At 57.9% G+C, this 23194-nt stretch carries 17 protein-coding genes; 3 read left to right on the forward strand and 14 right to left on the reverse strand.

The window, feature by feature from the left end; translation table 11 throughout:
• Positions 1 to 5 precede the first annotated feature (5 nt).
• From RAD15_RS05895 to RAD15_RS05920, 6 genes are all read right to left on the reverse strand, one after another.
• The gene (locus RAD15_RS05895; RefSeq protein ID WP_458175347.1) at positions 6 to 764 is read right to left on the reverse strand and encodes an SDR family NAD(P)-dependent oxidoreductase; all 759 of its coding nucleotides are present in this window, start codon (positions 762 to 764) and stop codon (positions 6 to 8) included.
• Positions 765 to 775: 11 nt separating this feature from the next.
• A complete protein-coding gene (locus RAD15_RS05900; RefSeq protein ID WP_458175349.1) occupies positions 776 to 2131 on the reverse strand; it encodes an MFS transporter in 1356 nt (451 codons plus the stop codon).
• A 185-nt stretch (positions 2132 to 2316) separates the two neighbouring features.
• Positions 2317 to 3024 (reverse strand): 3,4-dihydroxy-2-butanone-4-phosphate synthase, encoded by a 708-nt coding sequence (gene ribB / locus RAD15_RS05905; RefSeq protein WP_458175351.1) that lies wholly within the window; start codon positions 3022 to 3024, stop codon positions 2317 to 2319.
• 168 nt (positions 3025 to 3192) lie between these two features.
• Positions 3193 to 3987: an alpha/beta fold hydrolase gene (locus RAD15_RS05910; protein WP_458175353.1), complete on the reverse strand. Its 795-nt coding sequence runs from the start codon at positions 3985 to 3987 to the stop codon at positions 3193 to 3195.
• Positions 3988 to 4082: 95 nt separating this feature from the next.
• Positions 4083 to 5228 carry an LLM class flavin-dependent oxidoreductase gene (locus tag RAD15_RS05915; protein WP_458175355.1) on the reverse strand — a complete coding sequence of 382 codons (1146 nt, stop codon included), beginning with the start codon at positions 5226 to 5228 and terminating at the stop codon, positions 4083 to 4085.
• Positions 5229 to 5231: 3 nt separating this feature from the next.
• Positions 5232 to 6005, reverse strand: a complete 774-nt coding sequence (locus tag RAD15_RS05920; protein WP_458175357.1) for an alpha/beta fold hydrolase — start codon at positions 6003 to 6005, stop codon at positions 5232 to 5234.
• 237 nt (positions 6006 to 6242) lie between these two features.
• Here RAD15_RS05920 and RAD15_RS05925 point away from each other — a divergent pair, with 237 nt between their 5' ends.
• Positions 6243 to 6851, forward strand: a complete 609-nt coding sequence (locus RAD15_RS05925) for an NADPH-dependent FMN reductase (protein ID WP_458175359.1) — start codon at positions 6243 to 6245, stop codon at positions 6849 to 6851.
• A 504-nt stretch (positions 6852 to 7355) separates the two neighbouring features.
• Here RAD15_RS05925 and RAD15_RS05930 read toward each other — a convergent pair.
• The 6 genes from RAD15_RS05930 to RAD15_RS05955 all read right to left on the reverse strand — a co-directional run bounded on the left by RAD15_RS05930 (position 7356) and on the right by RAD15_RS05955 (position 15190).
• Positions 7356 to 8243 (reverse strand): methyl-accepting chemotaxis protein, encoded by an 888-nt coding sequence (locus RAD15_RS05930; RefSeq protein ID WP_458175361.1) that lies wholly within the window; start codon positions 8241 to 8243, stop codon positions 7356 to 7358.
• Positions 8244 to 8921: 678 nt separating this feature from the next.
• Positions 8922 to 10403 carry a porin gene (locus RAD15_RS05935; RefSeq protein ID WP_458175363.1) on the reverse strand — a complete coding sequence of 494 codons (1482 nt, stop codon included), beginning with the start codon at positions 10401 to 10403 and terminating at the stop codon, positions 8922 to 8924.
• A 424-nt stretch (positions 10404 to 10827) separates the two neighbouring features.
• Positions 10828 to 11703: an isocitrate lyase/PEP mutase family protein gene (locus tag RAD15_RS05940; RefSeq protein WP_458175365.1), complete on the reverse strand. Its 876-nt coding sequence runs from the start codon at positions 11701 to 11703 to the stop codon at positions 10828 to 10830.
• 81 nt (positions 11704 to 11784) lie between these two features.
• Positions 11785 to 12408, reverse strand: coding sequence for a 3-isopropylmalate dehydratase small subunit (gene leuD, locus RAD15_RS05945; protein WP_458175367.1), 624 nt, complete (start codon positions 12406 to 12408; stop codon positions 11785 to 11787).
• Positions 12408 to 13814 carry a 3-isopropylmalate dehydratase large subunit gene (leuC, locus tag RAD15_RS05950; RefSeq protein ID WP_458175369.1) on the reverse strand — a complete coding sequence of 469 codons (1407 nt, stop codon included), beginning with the start codon at positions 13812 to 13814 and terminating at the stop codon, positions 12408 to 12410. Before leuC ends, leuD begins: the two co-directional genes overlap by 1 nt.
• Positions 13815 to 13843: 29 nt before the next feature.
• Positions 13844 to 15190, reverse strand: a complete 1347-nt coding sequence (locus RAD15_RS05955) for an MFS transporter (RefSeq protein WP_458175371.1) — start codon at positions 15188 to 15190, stop codon at positions 13844 to 13846.
• Between the two features lie 1067 nt (positions 15191 to 16257).
• On the opposite strand from RAD15_RS05955, the gene RAD15_RS05960 reads away from it, so the two are divergent.
• Positions 16258 to 16944, forward strand: a complete 687-nt coding sequence (locus RAD15_RS05960; protein WP_458175373.1) for a GntR family transcriptional regulator — start codon at positions 16258 to 16260, stop codon at positions 16942 to 16944.
• A gap of 469 nt (positions 16945 to 17413) precedes the next feature.
• Positions 17414 to 20914, forward strand: a complete 3501-nt coding sequence (locus RAD15_RS05965) for an indolepyruvate ferredoxin oxidoreductase family protein (protein ID WP_458175375.1) — start codon at positions 17414 to 17416, stop codon at positions 20912 to 20914.
• A gap of 393 nt (positions 20915 to 21307) precedes the next feature.
• Here RAD15_RS05965 and RAD15_RS05970 read toward each other — a convergent pair whose 3' ends face one another.
• Together RAD15_RS05970 and RAD15_RS05975 are read right to left on the reverse strand one after the other, a co-directional pair.
• A complete protein-coding gene (locus tag RAD15_RS05970; RefSeq protein WP_458175377.1) occupies positions 21308 to 22102 on the reverse strand; it encodes an enoyl-CoA hydratase/isomerase family protein in 795 nt (264 codons plus the stop codon).
• Positions 22103 to 22248: 146 nt separating this feature from the next.
• On the reverse strand, positions 22249 to 23082 hold the full coding sequence (locus RAD15_RS05975; RefSeq protein WP_458175379.1) for an SDR family oxidoreductase: 834 nt from the start codon (positions 23080 to 23082) through the stop codon (positions 22249 to 22251).
• Positions 23083 to 23194 lie beyond the last annotated feature (112 nt).

The following is a 23194-nucleotide window of genomic DNA, read 5'->3' on the forward strand; positions in this document are numbered from 1 at the left end:
GTCTTTCATGCCGCAGCGCCACCATCGATCGAATAGACGCCGCCGGTCTGGAAGCTTGCTTCCTCGCTGAGCAGATAAGCCACGAGATCGGCGATTTCGTCTGGCCTTGCCTTGCGAGGGATCGGGCGGTCCGCGATATTCATCCGCCCTCCGGCCGCGGCCCGCGCTTGATCGACAAGATCGGACATCGGCGTATCCACGGCGCTCGGACAGACAGCGTTCACGCGGATATTGTCGCGACCTGTCTCAACCGCCGCCGACTTAGTGAGCGCGATGATGGCTGCCTTCGACGCCGCATAGGCGCACCGGTTCTTCCCGGCTCGCAAGGCGGCCGCCGAGGACATGTTAACGATGGCACCTCCGCCCCCGCGTTCACGCATATGGCGAATGGCGACGCGGGAGCCGAGGAATACACTGTTCACATTGATGGCCATGACACGCTGGAAATCATCGAACGCCATCGCCGCTATCTCGGATGAGCCGCCCAGGATGCCCGCATTGTTCACGAAGAGATCGATGCGACCGAACTCGGCGAGAGCCCGCTCCAGATAGGCCTGGCAACCAGCCTCGCTTGACACGTCGGCCGTGACGGGCAGAACCGCGCCCGGCCCGGCCTGTGCGGCAATCGGCTCCAACGTGATTGGCTGCAGATCCACGGCAACGACCGTCACCCCCTCAACAAGAAGACGTCGGACGATCCCGGCACCGATACCTTGCGCAGCACCAGTGACAATGGCTACCTTACCTTGCAACCCACGCGGCATGCTTTGTCTCCTTACGACCGCCTTACCTCAAGCAGTTTTCCGGTCCTCGTTTCGCCTTCACCTTCTTTGGCCCGGCTCTTGCTCTCTATCACTGCAAATTGTCGCCCAACAGTTTCCGGCAACAGAAGTGCTGCGATGATCGAGACGAGGACGCCGAGCATGCCGAAGGTGATGGCCTGACGAAGGTTGCCAAAGCTCGCGGCAAGGATCGGAATCAGATAGGGAGCCGTCGATCCAATCAGCCGGCCGGCCGTGAAGATCGTCGATGTCGCGGTGGCACGCAATTCGACAGGATACAGTTCGGCGTACCAGGGGCCGAACTGGCCGCCAGCCCCTTGGGCAAAGCCCCAGAGCACATAGAACCAGAACAATGGCCAGACCAGGAGATTGCCAGGATATTGAGTACTTCCGCTGGCATAGATACCGATGAAGCCAACGATCACCAGCACGTTCGCCACGATCACCGAAAGGCGTCGGCCATATTTGTCGCTGACATAACCGGTGGTCAGCATCCCGACGGCAAGCGGGATGCTCCACAGCAGCACGACATCGCGTATGACAGTCGGACTGGCATGCAGGTCACGTCCCATCAACAGCGGCATGAACACCGTGCCGCTTTGATAAGAAAACACATATCCGCCCGCCATCAGGCCGCCCAGGACGAAGTACCGTAGTGATGCGCCTAGCATGATCTCGAGCACGGAGTTGCGTTCGTTCGCCTTGGCCGGCGGCAGTTCGCCCATCTCCCTCATCTGCTCGAACGCCGACCATAGACGCGATTCTGGCATACTGCGGCGAACGAACAGCATGAGAACCAGCGGCAGACCGCCGATCGCGACAGCGACGCGCCAGGCCATGTCGGCGTCCAAATGAGTGAGCGTCCAGGCTGCGACGATAGAGGCGAGCGCAGTACCACCGGCAGCGCTGGCTTGCACGATAGCGCTACCGAAGCCACGTTTCCGGCTGTCCCAGACCTCGTTAAACAGAACCATGCCAGCGCCCCACTCTCCGCCCACGCCAATGCCGGCGATGATCCGGAAGATGAGCAGCGACGCGAAGCTCCAGGCAATCGCAGACAGGATAGCTCCGATCGCCAACAGCAGGAGCGAAGCCATCAGCGCGGCCTTTCGCCCGAATTTGTCACCGACATAGCCGATCAGGATGCCGCCAATGACCGAGGAAGCCAGCGTCGCGGACACGATGATACCAGCCTGAGGCAGCGAGATAGACAACGAGCTTTGAATTTGGCCAAGCAGGAACGCCATTATGATCAGGTTGTAGAAGTCCAACCCAAATCCAAAGACGGCCGACGTGGCCACCAGGAAGCGTTCTTGACTCGAATAGCTACTCAACTCTGCATCGATCATTGTTGTGTCCTGCCCTCAGTTTTTGGTTAGTCCTGTTCTTCGTCGTGTCGCTCCGGCGCCGCTAGATCGCTGTCCAGGCTTCACCATGCGCGAACACCAGGCTGATGAGCTTGACGATCTGGCGGGCATGCTCTGGACAGTGCACAAAAAAGACGTGAGCCCTCGAGCACCACACGAAGCGGACTTCACGTCGTTTTACGCGCCTCCAAAGCCATAGAGCAGGCACTAAAGCCCAGATCCGCTGATTTCAAACGATAGGCGATTAGATCGGCGATGCTGCCGATCTTCAGACCGTGCCGCGCAGAGAAATGAATAAGGTCCGGCAGGCGGGACATAGTTCCATCGTCATTCATGATTTCGCAGATCACGGCAGCGGGAATGAGCCCGGCGAGGCGGGCAAGGTCGACGGCCGCTTCGGTATGTCCCGCACGCTCCAACGTGCCGCCATCACGCGCGACCAGCGGAAATACGTGACCGGGCGTGACGATTGCGCGATGATCCAAGCGAGGATTGACCGCAGTCGCAATCGTATGCGCTCGATCGGATGCGGAAATGCCTGTCGATACGCCCTCGCTCGCTTCGATCGAGAAGGTGAACGCGGTTTGGTGGCGGGAATTCCCGGTGCGCGGCATCAAATGGAGACGGAGTTCGTCAGCCCGCCTCCGTGTCAAAGCCAGACAAATCAAGCCACGGCCATAACGCGCCATGAAGTTGATCGCTGGCGCAGTCACGAACTGTGCAGGCAGGACGAGATCGCCCTCGTTCTCGCGATCCTCCTGGTCCACCAGAACGACCATGCGACCTGCGCGCATTTCGTCCAGCAGTTCTTCCGTCGAGCTCAACGCCTGCGTAAGTTGACTACGCCGCGCGTGTGACGGGTCCGCACCTTGCATGCTCCATCGCCCTCGCATTTTTTCTCCCAGGCCCTTATTAGAATTTCGGTATGGTCTCGTTTGGCTCGTAATTCGGCAATGTCGCCGGGCCATGCCGACGATAGGGACGAGTGCTAGCCACCCACATACCGTTTGCTTCAGAAGTGCATTTCCGATCGACAGGGACTCTCATAGGCTCGCCCAGAGCCGTCGAAGTTCCTGAGCCACCTTTTCGGGTATTTCCAAGGGCGTCAGATGCCGCGAACCCTTGAACACCGTTAGCGTCGAGTTCGGAATTGCCCGATGCAGATCTTGCGCCATCGAAGGCGGTGTGGCGTAGTCCTCGTCGCCGACCGCAATGCGGGTGGGCATGCTAAGAGATCGGAGCGCGCTGCGCAGGTCGGTATTCCCAAGCATGTGGCAAGTCGCGGCATAAGCGTCGACATCGTTGCGCCGAAAGGCCGCGATGCATCCATTTACGACGTCTGGACGCTGCTCCCGAAACGCATCGCTGAACCATCGTGTCTTCTGGAAATCGACCAGCGCCTGCATGCCCGCGGAGATCGCCTTCTCCGCCCTTTCTTGCCAACGGAGGGAGGCGTCCGCGCCATACCAGGCGGTGGTATCGAACAGTCCCAGAGCAGCAGTGCGATGCGGATAAGCCGTTGCGAAAGCCAGCGCAACCGTACCGCCCATCGACGCGCCGACAACGATCGCGCGCGCCCATCCGACATAATTCAGAACCTCGGCCAGATCGTCCGCGAACTGGCCGACCGTATACGGCCCGGGCGGCTGGCTGGACTCGCCGTGTCCGCGACAATCGTAGGTGAGCACCTGCGCGTCGTTGCCGATCTCTTCGATGACCGGCGCCCAGAACGCACGGTTCATCGCCAAAGAATGAATCAGAGCAACGCGGTGCGGCGATGCTGCATTCCCGGACAAGGACGCGACCAATGTCTGATCGTCGCGGGTTTTGATGTGCATGTGGTCGTTGCTCCTTGCCGAGCCGCCTTACGTCGGCATGCACCAAAATAGAAGACAGGGTGGCATGTCGCATGCCGCCCCGTCGTGATCGCGACCTAACCGCGCAGGCGGGGCATGACCTCGCTGGCGAACATCTCCATGCTTCGCTTGGCGAGCGCATCCGTCATCACGCCGAATTGCAGCATGGCGACCAGATTGCTAAAGCCGGTAAGATCGCGCATCTTCTCGATCTTCTCGCGCACGGTTTGTGGACTACCGATGAGTGCCGTTCCGGATTCGATGAGCGCATCGACACTTTGATGTTTCGGACGCGTACCGAGCGCTGCGCGGGCCTTCATCATCCGCTTGGTCGATTCGAGCGACGTGTAGCCCGGCGGTAGCAACATCTCCCACGGGTTGTTTAGGTAGTCGTTGAATAGCGATTCGATCGGCCTCTTTGCCTCCTCGCGCGCGCGCTCGTCAGTATCGGCCACGTAGATTGGCACGGCCCAGCCCAACTGGTCGCCTCTCGGCTCATAGCCATATGCACGAGCCCTGTCGCGATACGCGTTCAGATAACGTGCGACGAGGTCGTGCGCGCTGAACGTCACGAGGAAAGGATACCGGCGCGAAGGATCGGCCGCCCAGTCGATGGTCTCGGCTGACCCCTGCGACGGTATCCAGATCGGCGGATGCGGGCGCTGGTAAGGTCGTGGCCAGAGATTGACGTAGCGGTAGTTGTAATTCTCGCTCTCGAATTCGAACGGGCCCGGGCGCGTCCAGGCCTGCACGATGAGATCGTGCGCTTCATGGAAGCGCTCGTGCGAGAATACCGGATTCAAGCCCGTCGCGTGATACTCGGTACCGATGCCGCGCACGAAACCGGCAATCAAGCGCCCGCGCGACAGATTGTCGAGCATGGCAAACTCTTCGGCGATGGTGATCGGATTATTGACAAGTGGGAGGGCTCGGCCGAGCACCGCGATCTTCACTCTTTTAGTGCGCTGAATAAGTGCGCTGGCGATGATGTTCGGCGCGGGCATCAAACCGTATGCGGTCTGGTGATGCTCGTTCACCGCAACGACATCGAAGCCCAACCCCTCGGCCGCAACCAAATGATCTATATAAGAGTCGTACTCGGCCGCACCCTTTTCGGGGTCGTAAAGCTCGTTGGGCAGGATGACCCAAGCGGAGCGATGTTTGTGTCGTTCCGCCATGTCGAGAGGGCGATAGGGCATCAGCGTGAAGCAGACAAACTGCATGATTTACTTCCTCCCGAGGAACGCGACGATACGAGACGCCGTCTCCGCGGCCTTCTCAACGTGGGGCAGATGACCGCAAGCCTTGATGATCTCGGCCCGGCTGTCCGGGATGCTCTCCGTCCAAGCGGACGCGTAGGCGGACGGGAAGAGTTTGTCGTCGTCGCCCCACAGAACAAGTGTCCGCACATCAATGCGGTGCAGCCAGCGCTTGAGTGCCGGATCGACCCAGCGGGGCTCCCACCCCAGGCGAGCCGCCATGAAGCGACTGTTCAAAGCAAGATCCGCCTCCTCGTCACTGAGCGCGTCCGCCAACATCCGGTCGGCAAAACTCTGATCGTGGAACAGATTTCTGACGGACTCCTCTGGTCCCCAGATGAAGTTGTCTCCGGAGGGAACGCCGCTCAAGCGGACGCCCGCCGGCGCAATTAACGTCAAGCTGGCGATATGGCTGGTGTTGCGGACCGCAATCTCGGCGGCGATCCAACCGCCGAGAGAATGCCCGACAAGGTGAACTCTGTTGAGATTAAGCGCATCGAGAATATCGAGATAGTGCATCGCCATGTCGGCGACATTCCGAATCCAAGGGGGAGCTACCGAAGCGCCGAAGCCTGGATGCTCCGGGACAGCCACGTCGAATTTGCTGGCCATCGTATCGAAAAAAGGGCTCCAGACAGGAAGACCGGCGGAACCATGCAGAAAAAGCAGCGGCTCGCCGCTTCCTGCCCGGAGAGAACGCCCGTCCAGATCGCGGAAGCGATGTTGCTCCATGGTTGGCATATTCAAGTTTCTCCATCGAAATATTTTTCATCCGTAATCCGCCGCGCGGGGGCTGACAAATATGGCTTTGTTATAGTGGCTATAACTACGTCGCAGCGCACACACCGGCTGCGTAGCGTAAGTACCGAACTCTTGCTGTCGTTATGCCGGGCATAACGGAAAGCAATTTGCGCACGCCATCGGGTTGTGAGAACCATTTCCGAAACGCAAGACAATCAACGACACGGATTCCGGTGCATGAGCGATCGCCTCCCCTTCATTGTTGGCCTAGGTGGCACAACGCGGCCCGGCTCGACCACGGAGCGCGCTCTTGATCTCGCGCTTGCCTGCGCGCGTCGCGCCGGCGCCACTACTGAGATGTTCTCCGGCCCAGATCTATTGCTGCCAATGTATCAGCCCGAATCAAATGCGAGCAGCGCAGCCGGCGCGCGTGTGATCGCGAGCTTGAGGCGTGCTGACGGCGTCATCATCGCATCGCCCGTATATCACGGGGGTATATCCGGGCTGATCAAGAACGCTCTGGACTACGTCGAAGAGATGCGCGCCGACCCGCGCGTCTATCTGGATCAGCGCGTAGTTGGTACCATTGCGTGCGGCTATGGCAATCAGGGGCCGGTAATGGTTCTGGGGCATTTGCGGGAAATGACCCACGCGCTGCGGGGGTGGCCAACGCCGCTTGGCGTCGCCATCAATTCCGCGCTGGTTCGATTTCAAGATGGCTACTGCACCGAAAAAGCCACTGCGGCGCAGATTGAGGCCATGGCACACCAGATCGTTGATTTCGCCAATCGCTTCATGGGCCGCGTTTCCGCCCACGAGAGTGGCGCTGAGCAAGCCGCTGAATGAGTTCAAGAAGCTGCGCTGAGCGGTAAGGCGAGGGCCATCGGAGGCGTGCACCCACCATCACCGAGATCGCGAAACCGATGCGCAGTTTGCTGTTCTTAAGGAACGTTGACGGCCGGTATCCCCCTCGTCGGAAGCGGCTCGAAAGTCTGCTGAGATGAACCCACAGGAGTATCAGCGTAGTGATTAAGGCAACAATCATACTGCAAAATACAGTCGCGCAACAGGCGATGAAAGTGTCGGCTTCACTCCTCCATGATGAGCACCAGACGCAATTCGCTTTCGGTCAATAGGCGCAATACGACTGCAATTCTCACTATCCGTTCTCATTGACCTTCGTTCCTACAACATCGCAGCGCTAACGAAGGGCTGAACGTGTGCGATGTGCTCTCACCTGCGATGGATCACCTGGAGGAAAGCCGCGAAAGGCAGAATAGCGGCCAATACCTCGCCTTCGTTCAACTCGACCCATATCAGCTTCTGCGATCGGATGAGTTGGCGTCTCAGTCATGCACCAGAAATAAGCGAATGGACCTTCTGCAGTCTTTGGGCGTTTGCGGTCGCCCCCTTCTCGATATTTCCGAGCGCTCCGCGCAATTCGGCAAGTCCGCCGTTGCACGCTTCAATCGCAAGCACGACTTCGGAAGATGAGGCCTCTTGGTTAGTGACTGACTCCGCTATTGTTCGGAGCATCTCTCTCATCTCTCGTACGTCCGCAGCAATGGACTTGACGGACCCAAGAGAATCTTGGGACGCCTGTTGAATTTGAGCCACCTGGGAGACAATATCTTCAGTTGCTGCGGACGTCTGATTTGCCAAGGCTTTTACCTCCGTCGCTACAACTGCGAAGCCGCGCCCAGCTTCTCCGGCTCGTGCCGCCTCAATCGTCGCATTGAGTGCAAGTAGGTTCGTTTGATTTGCTATCTTCTTTATGAAGAGAACAACGGAAGATATTTTCTGTACAGCCGACGCAAGTGTTCCCGAGTTAAGAAGTGCAAGCTCGGCGTTTCCGGTGATTTGATTGATCATCTGCGCAGCTGAATCTGCTTGCCCAGAAACTTCAGCTATCGACATCCTGATTGCTTGCGCAGAGTTAGTTGCGGACTGGGCCCCTCCCTCGATGTGGGCGCAGGACGTCGTCGCCTGGGCCATTGCACTGCGCGCATTTCCAACAGCCTTCATTAAGCTATTGAGCAACTCGGAAGCGGTCGTTAATCGATCGGACGCATCCAGATGAACCTCGGAACTGCCATTAGTCAGAGAGGAGCGATCCGAAAGACCGGTCACATCAAAGGCAGTGATCTCCCCGGAAAGACAATCAAGGATCTGCTCAGCGCTGATACCGGCGGCTTTCTTTTGCTCAAGATATTGAAGGAGTCTCTGTTTTGCCACCATCTATACTTCCTCTTGGGCACGGCGATCTGGGTCGAGAATGTCATGAGGCGGGCCGGAGCGTCGGCCGGGCGGCCAAGCCGATATGCCCAATCTCAATCTGCCCATGTTGGTTTTCGTGAGTTCAATCTGCACAGATTGTTTTGCGAGCGTCCGTCAAAGACATTGCAAGCTAGCTGCAGAGAGGACTGTGTAAGCAGCTTGAAACCCGGAGAACGCTACTACGACGGATAGATCTAGCTTACTTCGTCAACTGGCCGCGCGCGGGAGAAGGAAAATGAGCTCCACCGCCGAGAGACGGTGGAGCTCTGGCCGTCAACGCAAGCCACGGCCAAGTCTAGGGAGGAAGCGACGACAGCGAATACCGCAGGCACTCGCTGTCGCCCAGATACCGTTCGGCCAACTTGGAAAGTCGAACGGATTTCGTCGGGACGACCGCGCGCTTGAATAGCGCAACGCTTGGTCGTCGCAATGCTTGGCCATATTCATAGCTCCGCGTGGAAGACTAATGCCCTGGGCCAAAGATTCAGTTGACGATAACGGCGTGTATCAACGGTCGTTTGCGCAGTGTTCTTGATTTGAGTCCCCTGAAACATTGATCCACAATGGCACGAGGTTCGTGTAGTCGGGGCTGAACTGCGTCCTAACAGTTCGGCCAGGGCTTAGATCGCGAAAGCGAGATCAGAACGTGAATCGCATACCGACGGTCGGAGCCCACTCCGAAGTATTGAGGAAGGAGAATGCAAACCCTCCGTTTACAGTAGAATAGGTAAGTCCGGCGTAGAGTTTCAGGTTTTTTGTCCAGTCAAAATCAACTCGGGCCGACAGCACCTGCATAGCGCCAGCGCAGTTGATGAATGTCGAACTGGAACAGTTCGTCCTTGAGTAGGCTGGTGCAACGACGCCTGGAATATTGTTTACGCCCAGACCGTATGACGTCTGATCATAGCGATAGTAGCCGATTGCCGCCGACCATTGTGCATCGTGCTGATACTTGCCCGTTACAAAATACACATTCACCAAGCGATCCCCACCGGTGAAGGCATAGTTCACGATGCCTGCGGCACTTGAGCCGTTAGTCGAAAACACCGGCCCCAGTTGATATCCACCGATGGTTGCGTGCCCCGGCCCGACGCCGCCGTCGTGCGGATTCGAAAAATCGATACGGTTATAGCCGGCTGTTACTGTGAATTTCGGCTCAGATGGATCACTCAGCCCATTTCGACCGAGGTCAAATACGTACTTTCCAAACACGCCATACATGGTGGTGTCGAAAATCCGCGCCCCGAGAAAGGGGGAGCCTAGGTTGGCTGGTCCTGCAAGCGCGCTTGCGAGAACCATGTCCGAAGCATGCCCGCCTATGAGGTCGACGGAGAAGTTAGGCTGCGCGTAGCCGATAGACCCTTGGTAGAACTTATTCACGTTGGTATTCGGATTCCCGTACATGGCCTCGACGCGGACGGGGCCAAAATTATTGAGGTACTTCACAGAACTATCAACGCGAGCGGCCTCTCCGGTTCCCTGGCCCGCCATGATACCGACGAATCCCAGGAGCGAGAAACCATAGGAGGCAAGCGGATCGTATGCGCCGATCATGTCTACCGAAACGGCATTGTTGCGGCCGACATGCAGCGCGCCCCAAGTCTTGTCTTGGAAACCAGCCCAAGCCTCACCATTCAAGATCTGACCGGCACGTGGTCCGTCACCGTTGAAGTTCTGCTGAACCAGCGGAATGCCGTTTGCCAACCGCAGACTCTTTAGGGTGTCAGAGATCTCGCCCGTCGTTGGATTAAAGCCCATCTCCAATCGAGCAATAAAGTGCAGTTGATCGGTGATGCCTCGGTCGACCTTGAGGCCGATATATGACTGTGCAACCTGATTGGGAGCAAGAACCCAAGTGGGAGTCCTGTTCATCGGCTGGATCATGGCCGCGCTCGAATAGGTTGCGCCCGCATAGGGGGCGCCGACCGATTCGTATTGAGCCGCAACATCATATGCACCGATAAGAGTAATCCCGTTCCAAGTAAGGTCTGGCACGACGGGAGGAGCCTTTAGTGGAAACGAGAGATCTGCCGCGTCTGCGTGGCAGCAAAACAGGGCGGCAGCACACACCAGCCCTCCCGTGCTGACGGCCGTCTTCAAGACTCCTGATAATGAGATCATGGTACCCCCCCTATGACGTTTAATGACGTAAGTGCAAACGCGCCGGATCAGCCTTCAAATCTCCCAATCGGAGAATGAGCCTGCTCGGTTCTTCTATTGCCCAAGCATCAAAGCAGCTTGGGAAAGTATCGCTATTTTCGAGTGCTATTGGCCCAGTTAAAGCCGTAGCCGCTCAGACCCGTTCACACTGCCGGGAGTCACTCCAGCCGGAGCATCCCTCTGCATCATGCCCGATCCAATCTTTCCGGATCGTCCTACGATTCCATCCGACAGTAAAGTTCCCCACCTAAGCGCTCGGGCATTATGCACTTAGTTGCAACTCAGTCAACTGTGAATTGCTCGTGGTCTTTGCCGTGATAACCTGCCCTTTTTCTCACTCTTCCTACTCTGCCTCGGGATTCCAAGCGGACCCGCACGAGCAGCTCTACTGGAAGCGCTGCTCCACCGCAGTCCAACGAGATTCGCGCACCAGCTCACGGAACATTTCCCGCGCGGACTCCAGCTTGCCGAGCTCTTCTGGTCGCGGACCACCACGAACGAATGCCTGCAAGTCATGCGCCGCCTTCTCTGCAGCGAGCATTGCCCGTAGCATGATGAAGTTCGGATAAACGATCTGGGAAAAACCAATATCGGCAAATTCGGACGGCTCGACCCATGTCTCTCGACCGTCCACCATATCGACGACCAGGTAGGTGCCCTTGAAGGCTCGACCGACCCGAGCCAACTCTTCGACCGAGGGTATACCGGGAATGAAAATGCCATCCGCGCCTGCTTTCAAATAGCTCTCTACGCGACGAAGGCAGCCATCGAGCCCTTCGAGGCCGTAGGCATCGCAGCGAGCTATAAGCAGCGTATCGCCCTTTGAACAGGATTCGGCTGCAGCTCGCAGCTTTGGCATCATCTCGTCGACTGGTACAACGCTACGAGCTCTACTGTTTCCGGACTGTTTGGTCACTCGAATCTGGTCTTCGAGGACCACCGCTCCTGCGCCGATGCTCTGGTAGAGCTCTATCGTCCGCACGACGCTCTTGGCGTCGCCATATCCGTCGTCTCCATCTACAATGCAGGGGAGCTCGGTTGCGTGTAGGATGTCTCGCGCTATCTCGATCATTTCAGCTAGCGCTGCGAGACCAATATCAGGTAGCGCGAACCTGGCGGCAAGCATAGTCGAGCCGCCAAGCGCAAGAGCCTTAAAACCCGCGCGTTCAATAATTCTTGCCGTAAAGGCATCGTGTGCCGCTGGCGTGATGAGGGGCGCTTCCTCCTTCGCCAGCTCTCTTAGCGATTTACGTTTTCGCATCTGACATCCGCTTGATTGAAATGGAGACATACCGCCTGGCGCTACTCATGGCTGCGGCGCAACGGATAGCGCGAAGGCGCCTTATTCAAGAGCACGTAGCTCGAGCTCGTAAATCCAAGGCCTTCTAGCGCGATCATTGGCACGGAAATTACGGATTTCGTCCAACCCCAACATCGTGGTGCCAATTTCGTCCAGGCCCTGCAAAAGAGCTTCTTTTTTGCGCGCGGGAATTTCAAAAGTAAGGCTAAGGTCGCCGCTGCTTACGATTTGATTGGGAAGATCAACCTGGATCTGAAATTGGGAACGCTCAAGCTGAGCCACTAGCGCGGTCACATCGGCATATGAAAGTACGATCGGCAAAACGCCGTTCTTGAAACAATTCTCGTAGAAAATCTCCCCAAAGCTTGACGCAATCACACATCGGATTCCGAAGCGTTTGAGCGCCCAAACGGCATGTTCACGAGAGCTTCCGCAGCCGAAGTTTGGCCCCGCGACCAAAGCGCACGCGCGTGTGAACGGGTCGCGATTCAGAATGAACTCGCCTCGCGGTTTTCCCTCTAAGTCGAAGCGCCGGTTGAAGAACAGTCCGTGCGCCAGATCGGCAGTTGGTGTGCGCAGGAATGGCGCCGGAATAATAGCATCTGTATCGATGTCGGCTTCGAGGAGGGGCGCCGCCGAGCCGTTCAGCGTCAGAAACTTTTCCATCAGATGTACCTCCGGACGTCTGCGATTTTTCCTTCGAGAGCGGCAGCAGCTACGGATGCGGGGCTGGCGAGATGCGTTCGGCTGTTCGGACCTTGCCGGTGCTCGAAGTTGCGGTTTGACGAGGAAATGCATCGGCTTCCGGGCGGCACAAAATCGTCGTTGAGCGCGAGACACATGGAACAGCCCGACTCTCGCCAGTCAAATCCAGCGTCTTTGAAAACGCGGTCCAGGCCGAGAGCTTCGGCCTCGCGCCGGACAGTCGAGGATCCAGGAACGACCAGCGCCGTCACGTTTGAAGCCACCTTTCGTCCCTTGACCACGTCAGCCGCCGCTTGCAGGTCGCTCAGCCTCGCGTTCGTGCAGGAGCCGATAAACGCGTAGTCGATAGAGATATCGGTCAAGGGTTGACCGGGGACTAAGGCAAGGTACTCAAGCGCCTTAGCAGCCCTTTCGCGGAGTTGTGCAGTTGCAAACGACGACGGATCGGGTACTCGAGCTTCAACGTCGGTAACGTCTGCTGGTGTAACCCCCCAGGTTATCTGCGGAGCGAGATGGGAGCAGTCTACCGTGCGACTATGGTCGAAGACGGCGCCTGGATCACTCGGCAATGTGCGCCAAGTGCGCACCGCTAGCTCCCAGAGCTGGCCCGTTGGCGCAAATGGACGCCCCGCTAAATATTCGAAGGTCTTCTCATCAGGGGCGACGAAGCCGCAGCGGCTGCCGAGCTCTATCGACATGTTACATACCGTCATTCGCTCTTCGATCGATAAGCTCCGGATCAAGGACCCGCCATATTCGACGGCGTATCCGCCGCCAAATTGGGTGCCGAGTTGGCCGATAACATGCAGGATGACGTCTTTTGCATAAACACCGGGAGAAAGGCGGCCCTCGATAGCAAGATGCAGAGTCTTGAAGCGCTTTTGAAGAACGGTTTGGGTGGCAAGCACGTGCCCGACGTCACTCGTTCCAAAACCCCAGCTTAGCGTGCCAAGCGCACCATTGGTTGCGGTATGGCTGTCTGCGCAAACCACGGTACAGCCCGGAAGCACGAGTCCGAGCTCGGGCGCGACCACGTGCTCAATTCCCTGCCGAGAGTGATTGATATCGAACAGGCGTATCCGGTGCTCGCCGCAGTTTCGAGCCATGAGGACCAGATACGGCCTGCCACCTTCGTAGGTTGAGGCGTCTCGACCAGGCTTGGTAGACACGACGTGGTCCGTAACACCGACCGTCAAGCCGGGGCACTCGACGGAACGATTTGCATTCCGTAGCCCGTCGAAGGCTTGCGAGCACGCTGCTTCCTGAAGAATGTGTCGGTCTACATGGACCAGCGTCACCCCTTCACCCATCTCTCTGATAGCATGGGCATTCCAAATTTTTTCGAACATCGTAGCTGGTTGAGGCATTGCTTTGTCCTCCGAAGGCACCTGGCACGCTAGTTAATCCGCTCCAAGGGGCGGTTCTTGGTCTCGATTCCGAAAGTCACGAGAGTGATACTCAGCAGGATGTAGAGGCCTGCGATCGAGTAGATAACACCGCCCACTCCAAAGCTCTCGAACAACGCCACAACGAGAAACGGCGTGAAGATCGTCGCAACACGTCCAGCAAATTGCGCTAGACCGCTGCCGCGCAAGCGGTAGTTCGTTGGAAACAATTCTGGCAGATAGGTGCCTATTCCCAACGCGATGAGGAGCAAGATTGAGGCCTGTAGCAAGAAGCCGCAAATCGTGATTGCCGAAATCGAGGTTACGTTGGGGTAGATCACACCGACAACGGCCGTAAATACGGCAACGAGTGCGATGCTGTATCTTCGGCCAAGGTTGTCGGAAATCCATAAACCAAGAAGAGGCCCGCAAATCGAGCCTACCGCCATTAAGGTTGAGATCCACAGAGACGAGAAGACGTTGTGGCCTTGTTTGACGAGGAACGTAGGTATCCATGCGATAAAGCCGTAGTTGCCCGTCAGCACAACGATGGCCAAGAGCATACCAATCAAAGTGCGACCTAGCAGAGCAGACCGGAATAGTTCACGAATGTCGAAGGCCCCTTCACGCACGATCTCCATGCGCGCCAGCGGCTTTGGACCAGGCTCCATTCCCGCTTCGACTTCGATGTGACTGACGATCCGATCAGCCTCGTCGATGCGCCCCACCGATTCGAGCCAACGCGCCGACTCCGGCATGTTCTTGCGGAGCATCCAGACCGACAGCGCCATGACACCCGCAATGGCGAACATCCACCGCCATCCCAGCGTCGGAATGACGGCGAGAGCGACCAGAGACGCGATGAGCTGCCCCGAATTGGAGACAAGCGCAGCGACGGCAATGCTTCGGCCACGAACCGCAGGCGGGACGAACTCTGAGATGAAGCCGTAACCTATGACAAATTCGGCCCCCAAGCCGATGCCCATGAAAAAGCGGATGACTATGAGCCAGGACATGCTCGGCGCGAAAGCGGCGAGAAAAGAAAGCAACCCAAACAACAGAAGGTTGAACTGATATGACGCCTTTCTGCCGAATTTGTCCCCGATCACCCCAGCGAACAATGCTCCGGCCGCCAGGCCGGCGAAGGTTGCCGATATGAACTTCGCGTTTTGAGCGAAATCTGACACACCGGACTGCACCAAGGCAGCAAGCACCCCGCCCATGATCATGACCTCGAAGCTATCAACGAATAGCCCGAGCGCGATCAATGTGAGCATACGGTAGTGGAACTTCGAGAGCGGAATCCGGTCAAGTCGTGCTCCGATCGACGAACTGCTCATTGTAATTGACTGGTGCATGTACGTTGCCCCTCTCGCAACACTCAGATTGATTTTGTCCCGTGGCGGCGCTCCGTCGAGCTAGGCGCCGCCACGCTACCGGCGTGAAAGCCGGCTTGGATGGCCGTCGGATTCGGGCCGAGATGATCGGTGGGGCCCACTCCCCATGCCGCCCCCTCCCCGGAGATCCGTCTTTTCAGGAATCGAAAAGCCTCGGCAGTCGATATGCGCACGCGGCGGCGACACGGCGAATTTTACATCGAGATCTGCTGCAGTTGCGGTGGTCGTTGCTGAGAACGCGCACGAGCATGCCGGACACGTCGGTGCTAATCGCACAAATCGCTGCATCGGGCCGGGTCGACAGCGATCTTCGGTCTGATAGCCGTCCACCCTCCTCCTGTGGGCTATTGTTGAATGGGAAAGGGAAGCCGGTCCAAACGACGCAAGATGGCGCTGACTTGGCGACTGCAACCAGCGGTCTGCCGACCGGGGATGCTTGAGCCACTGCGACCGGATAGACGTTCCAAACTTGGAAAACTTGGTGCGAGATCCTGCTCGGCAACCCGACGCGAGAGATGGCACTCCCCTTCCTCCCTTCTGAGCCATTCTCTTTACCCGACCTTGGTCCAGGCGCGGCTCGCTTACGGGCGAACGTATCGCCCATCGATATCGTCGGACGATTTCGGGCAAATGTCAACGCCCTCGCGAACGTGAACAAGTCAATGGCTTCGGAGCTTCGATCCGTTCGCAATTGCACACCCCGTGTTCAATCTCGTGACGAAGACATTTTGCCGGCTTTGGTCGACGAACTGCGAGCGTTAAAGCGGATGGCGAAACGGCGCTCCGCAGAGCGCGGAGCGGTCAGGGTTGGCATGCCCGTTCAGTTGCGGCTAAAGCCCATTCGGACTGACGCGGCGCGGGGAGCAACCTGACACCTGCCGCTCGGGATTTCAGTCATGCTTGGTGCTATATTGCAGCGCCAGTGGTCCCTGTTTATGCTGACCGATCAGGGGCAGCAGTACTGAGGATTTCTCCGCAGAACTCTTGCTTGCGAGCAACGGACGCAATTAGGAGACTCATACTCAGTGGTGTCGAGATCAATCGCGGCCTCCGGATCAACGGCGGCGGTAGCTTCACCTGATTTGATAGTAGCAGACATCGTCGATGGATTGCGCACTGGGCGCTATTCTCCTGGGCAGAGGTTGATCGAACCGGATCTGATGCAGCGCTATCAGGTGAGCCGGGGCTCGGTCCGGGAAGCACTCCGGCGACTTGCGGCGGAGCGGGTCGTCGATATCCAAATGCACCGCGGCGCAATCATCCGCCTCTTGAGTCGCGATGAAATGATAGAGGTTTTGCAACTGATCGGCGCACTCGGTGAGCTCGCGATGAAGTTGGCGGCCGAAAGGGTTCGCCTCGGCGAAAACTGCGACGCCTTCAAACGCGCTTACCGGGAACTCATGGGGCTCAAGAACGCGTCCGACTTCTTGGCCGTTGTTCAGGGGCGAGAAGCCTTTTTTGGCGCAATCGTCGCTCTGAGTGGCAATCGCGAACTCGTGCGCACGTGGCCTGCGGGGCAGATGCAAACGACTCGCCTGCAGGTTTGGGACACTGTGATCCGCGAAAGGCTGTTTGACGACTACCGGGAAATCGGCGAAGGGATTCTAAAAGGTGATGGGGCCAGGGCTGCGAAGGCAATGAGCGCCCACATCAATGCCGCGATTCGCGCCATTAGGAAGCTCCCCGACCAAGCCTTTGCTGGTATTGGCAAATGAGCAGGCGGGGCTCGGAAAGCTGGCCGGAACTTATTGGATCCTGGTTGCTTGGGCAGAAAGGCGTTTGCGCGTCGCCCGAAAGGGCCATCGCCGGAGTAACGCCCTGCCGGAATCTAACCAAGAGCAACACTCCAGGGATTGAGTCGAGTCCGGCGAGAGTATGAGCCTGCTGTTCGCGTGAAGGCCGACTGACGCTTTCTCGCGACGTCTGCTGAAGCGAAGCTGGTACCCGGCCTGAAGCAGCCGGACGCCACTGCTTACGGGCGAGAGCGGCACCGCAGAAAGTTCCTCGGCTCCTGGCGACCATATCTCCCTTCGCCCGATCTTTCACCTTGGTCTTACCTAGTCGCAGACCAGACGGAAACGCACGTCCGTCTCGAACGGCTATGCCCACCGTTAAAACCATTTCACCTGATCCATCCGGTATGATATCGTCCTAATAAATCGTTCGACGATCTTGGGGGAACAGATGACTAGTGGCGATCTCGTTAGCGGCCTGAATGTATCGCTCGACGACAAATACTCTTTGGAGAGAGGTCGTGTTTACTTGACAGGGACCCAGGCCCTGGTCCGGCTGCCATTGATGCAGCGGACGCGGGATCGTGATGCCGGACTGAACACCGCCGGTTTTATTTCGGGATACAGAGGCTCGCCGCTCGGCGGTTATGATACCGCACTCCAGTCGGTCGAACCGCTTCTGCGGAAGAACAAGATCGTATTCCAGCCTGGGCTCAACGAAGATCTTGCTGCGACGTCGATTTGGGGCACCCAGCAGGTCAATTTATTCGAAGGTGCCAATGTCGACGGTGTTTTCGGCATATGGTATGGGAAGGGGCCCGGAGCAGATCGTTGTGGCGATGTATTCAAGCATGCTAACGGCGCGGGCACGGCCCCATGCGGCGGCGTGCTAGCGGTCGTCGGCGACGATCATGGCGCGCACTCTTCGACAATGCCGCATCAGAGCGAGCAGGTTTTTGTTGCATCTATGATGCCGGTCGTGGCCCCGGCTACGCTCCAGGACTTCTTGGACTTCGGTCTGCAGGGGTTTGCCCTATCCCGATATTCAGGTTGCTGGGTTGGATTTAAGGTTTCGTCGCAAACGGTTGAAACGGCGGGAACAGTGGATCTGGATCCTGAGCGACCCGCCATCGTCATACCCCGGGATTTTGCGAATCCATCAGGCGGCCTGCATATTAGGCTCACCGATCCCCCCCTTGACCAGGAGAAACGGCTTCACGGAGCCCGGATGACGGCCGTAGCGGCCTTCGCCCGCGTCAACCGATTTGATGAACTGGTCTGGAACCCACGTCAGGCGCGGATTGGGCTTGTCGCTGCCGGCAAAGCCTACCTGGATCTGCGGGAAGCACTCGGCGAACTCGGCATTGGTGAAGACATGGCGGAGCGTCTCGGCATCCGCCTTTATAAGATCGGTTTGGTCTGGCCCATTGAAGAAAGCGGCTTGAGGACATTCGTCGACAGCCTGCAGGACATCATCGTCGTCGAGGAAAAGCGTGGTCTGATTGAGGATCAGATCGCGCGAATATTATACAACGACCCGTCCCGCCCCCGCATCGCCGGCAAGCACGACCTCGCCGGCAACGTCCTCATCCCAAGCGAGGGGGAGATTGACCCCGTCTTCTTGGGCGCACGGCTCGGCAAGGTCATTCTTTCGTTGATCGGAAAGCACCCGCTAATCGAGCAGAACGTAGCGCGTCTGGAGCAAATTGGGCAGACGGCGTCGAAATTGACGACGCTGGTGGCGCGTCCGGCGTTCTTCTGTTCCGGTTGCCCTCATAATTCTTCGACGACCCTGCCGGAGGGAAGCCGAGCGATGGCCGGCATCGGCTGCCACGGGATGCTTGCGTTTATGCCGGAACGGCGGACGCACCTATGGAGTCATATGGGTGGCGAGGGACTGGCATGGGTCGGACAAGCCCCATTCACCTCGCAGAAGCACGTCTTCCAAAATCTCGGCGACGGCACCTACTCCCACAGTGGGCTGCTCGCAATTCGCGCGGCGGCTGCCAGCAAGGTCAATATCACCTATAAGATCTTGTTCAACGATGCGGTTGCCATGACGGGAGGACAGAGTGTCGAAGGTCACCTCACCGTTCCGCAGATCTGCCAACAGGTTCTTGCGGAAGGTGCCCACCGCGTCGTTGTCGTGACCGACGATCCTAGCAAGTTCCAGACACTGAAGTTACCTAACGGCATCGACGTACACCACAGGGATGCGCTCGACGAGGTGCAGCGCGAGTTGAGGGATATCAAAGGACTAACAGTTCTGATCTACGACCAGACATGCGCCGCAGAAAAGCGCCGGCGGCGCAAGCGCGGCAAGCTCCCCGATCCCGACAAGCGTGTCTTCATCAACCCTTCGGTTTGCGAGAACTGTGGGGACTGTACCGCGAAATCCAACTGCATTTCGGTACAGCCCGTCGACACTGAATTTGGTCGAAAGCGAAAGATAGACCAGTCTTCTTGCAACAAAGACTATTCTTGCGTGAACGGGTTCTGTCCGAGTTTTGTGACGGTCTCAGGCGCAAGGCCCCGCAAGAGCAAGCCCGCGGGACTTACGTCCCGCCCTAACTCGGCCCAGCTACCACGCCCCGACAAACCAGTCATCGACGGTATCCATAGTATTTTGATAACCGGCATAGGCGGCACCGGCGTCATTACGATCGGGGCGCTCTTGGGTATGGCGGCCCGTTTGGACGGACTGCATTGTACCGTGATGGATTCGACCGGCATGGCACAAAAGAATGGTGCGGTCATGAGCCATATCCGCATCGGAGTCCACGCATCGTCCGTCGCATCTCGGATTCCAGCGGGTAAGGCCGACGCGATCATTGCCTGCGACATGGTCGTCGCAGCAAGTCCAGCTGCGATTTCGACCATCTCGCGAGGCGCGACACGTATCGTGGGCAATACGCAGATCGTTCCGACTGCGGCGTTCTTAAGAGATCACGATATTGATTTCCAGGAAGCCGCCTTGCGTAAACGCCTCGTCGATTCCGCCGGGGGAGCCAATGTCGATTTCATCGATGCCCAGTCCATTGCAACGGCCCTACTTGGTGATGCAATCGCCACCAACACGTTCATGCTTGGCTACAGCTTTCAGAAGGGTCTCTTGCCGGTCAGCCTCGAGGCTTTGCTGAGCGCGATCGAGCTCAATGCCGTCTCTGTCGAGTTTAACAAGCAGGCGTTCAGTTGGGGGCGCTTGGCGGCCGTAGATGCGAAAGCAGTGGAACTCAACGCTGGTTTAAAGCGGATCGGGAGCGAACCTGTCGAGCTCGATGATCTGATTGAACACCGAGTACGTCATTTGACTGCGTATCAGGATGGCGCCTACGCGCGTCGCTACCGAACGCTCGTCGATCTCGTTCGGGCTGGAGAGAATGCGGTAGCAACGGGCAAATCAGAACTTGCCAGGGCGGTTGCAATAAACTTTGCGAAGCTCATGAGCTATAAGGACGAATATGAAGTGGCACGGCTTTACACCGACGGTCAGTTTGCCCGTATCCTTCGAGAACAGTTTGAAGGTGAACCACGGATTTCCCTGCAGATGGCGCCGCCCTTCCTGTCAAATCGGAAGCAGAATGGCGAGCCGAGGAAGCGAAGTTTTGGTCCCTGGATCCTCCCGCTGCTCAAGCTGCTGTCTCGTTTGAAGCGATTGCGCGGCACCAAGCTCGACGTATTCGGTTGGACAGCTGAGCGGCGAATGGAGCGTCGGCTGATTCTAGAATACGAAGAGACAATAATGATGTTGCTCCCGGCACTTAGTGCAGGCAACTACGAGTTAGCCATCGAAATTGCCTGCCTACCCGACTTGATCCGGGGTTTCGGCCACGTCAAATTGCGCAGTGCGTCGTCGGCGAAAGATCGGAAAGCAGCATTACTGTCGCGTTGGACCAAGGTCGCGGCACTTCCGATTGAGGTCGCAAAACCTCGTCGCGCGAAAGTGAACTAGATCCGGACTCGTAGTTGATGATACGGCGGCATTTGAAACGCATTAGCCGCCGTTTAGACGAAAGATTCGATTCTGCCGATCTACTACCTTTAGGGCGTCAGTTGCCTGTCGGCTGAGCGGACCTCAATCATGAGAGCACCGACCTTCTGTTCGGAATGGCCGGCGTCGCCAAGATGATGACCGCGCGGTTCGATCGGCTCACTCAGTACTGCGACATCCTTGAGACTGGCGAGATGACGGCTGGCCGCTCAGAGCCATGAGGCCGCCTAACTGCAGCTCAAGCGCACCATCCTTGCGAGTTGATCCGCCGGGTTGATCCGACCGCTGCAGGAGGTTCTGACCAAACTTAGTATGAACATTCTCATTCCGTATCGACCGCCGGACCGGGGAGAATCACTGGCCTGAAAAAACGGGCTGGCGCTTAGCCAAGAAGGCCGCGATTCCATCCCGTGCATCCCCGTCGCTAGCACTGGCCACTATGCCGCGCGCCTCCCGTTCGAGGTGCCCTTCGAAAGTCTCGCCATAACTGGCGAGCAGTAGTTCGCGGGTGCGGCCGAAGGCCCGAGTCGGTCCGGCGGCCAGCGCTTTGGCAATCCGCAGGGCTTCGGCCCCGAGTTCTGCATCGGGAACGACACGCGTCACCAACCCCGCGGCCAATGCGTCATCCGCCCCAAGGCGTGTGTTCATCAGGATCATCTCCTGGGCCTTGCGTAAGCCCACCAACCGGGGCAGCAACCAACTGGCGCCACCGTCAGGGGTGAGCCCGATGCCGGTGTAGGCCATGGTGAACTGCGCCGCCTGTCCTGCGATCACAATATCGCCCAGCATAGCCAGGCTGAAACCGGCACCAGCGGCGAAGCCTTGGACTGCAATGACCAGCGGTTTGTCCATCCGCGCTAACCGCGCGACAGCCGAGTGAAAATACGCAGTTTCCATCGACAACAGATCCGGAACTTTGTCCGCTGCCGACGCGAAGCCATTGAGGTCGCCGCCAGCGCTGAAGAGCTTGCCCTCGGACGTGATGAGGACTGCTCGCACCGAAGGATCGCAATTCACCTCGACTGCTGCTTCAAGCAAAGCCCGGGCCGTGGCCACGTCAATCGCGTTGCCCGCGGCAGGGCGGTCGAGCACGACGATAGCAACCGCGCCATCGCGGGTGATTTTGATCGGGGCTACCTGATCGCTCATAAATGCTCCTCAACAACAATGGTGCTCCGCGCGTTTGGTGGCTTCGGTCCGGCAAGGATCGACTGCGCGAGTTTCAGACAAGGTCGAGCTCTCTTGTGGTACGGCCCAATAAATGCTCATCCTCGACGCAGTCTTGCGGCGTCCCATCAGACGGTCGAAGGATCGATGAAGATGTCCGCCAAGAGCTCATTTCCGGGAGCCACGGCATAGCCAGCGAAATTGGTCACACCTTCCCCGCGCAGCACCGCATCGTCTACCAGGCAGTGCCCAGTGAAAGTGACCGCAGGCTTGCAGAAGATGGCGTAGGCGGCATCGGCCATAATTTCCGGCTTCCGCGACTTCTTGAGCATCTCCTCCCCACCGAGCGCGAACTCGACCGCAGCGGTAGCTATGGTGGTACGGGGCCAGAGCGTGTTGCAAGCGATACCGTCGGCGCGGAACTCCTCTGCCATTCCCATCATTACCATGCTCATGCCGAACTTGCTGATTGAATAGGCCACGTGCGCGCCGAGCCATTCAGGACGAAGATCGAGCGGGGGCGATAACGCCAACAAGTGCGGATTCGCGGCCTTCTTCAAGTGCGGTATGCAGGCGCGCGAAACAAGAAACGTGCCGCGCACATTGACCTGCTGAATTAGGTCGAAACGACGGACGTCCATTTCGAGGGAGCTGACAAGATTAATCGCGGAAGCATTATTCACAGCGATGTCTATCCCGCCGAAGTGTTGCGCGGCCTTGCTCACCGCGGCCTCCACGCCGTCAGCATCCCGAACGTCCAAGATCAGCGGCAGTGCCTTGCCTCCAGCGGCCTCGATGTCCTCAGCGGCGGTATAGATGGTACCGGGCAACTTGGCGTGAGATTCAGCGGTTTTAGCGGCGATCACGACATTGGCACCGTCCCGCGCAGCGCGGAGCGCAATCGCAAGGCCGATCCCACGACTACCGCCGGTGATGAACAGGGTTTTGCCAGCGAGGGTCATGCGAGTTCTCCAGTGAAGCCTTAGAATTGGATCGATAAACGATGGATCGCGACACGTGTGCAATGCGCAGCCGATTGGTTAGAGCAAGAGGCCGAAAGAAGACTGGACTTCC

The organism is Bradyrhizobium sp. 14AA (genome assembly GCF_054185205.1).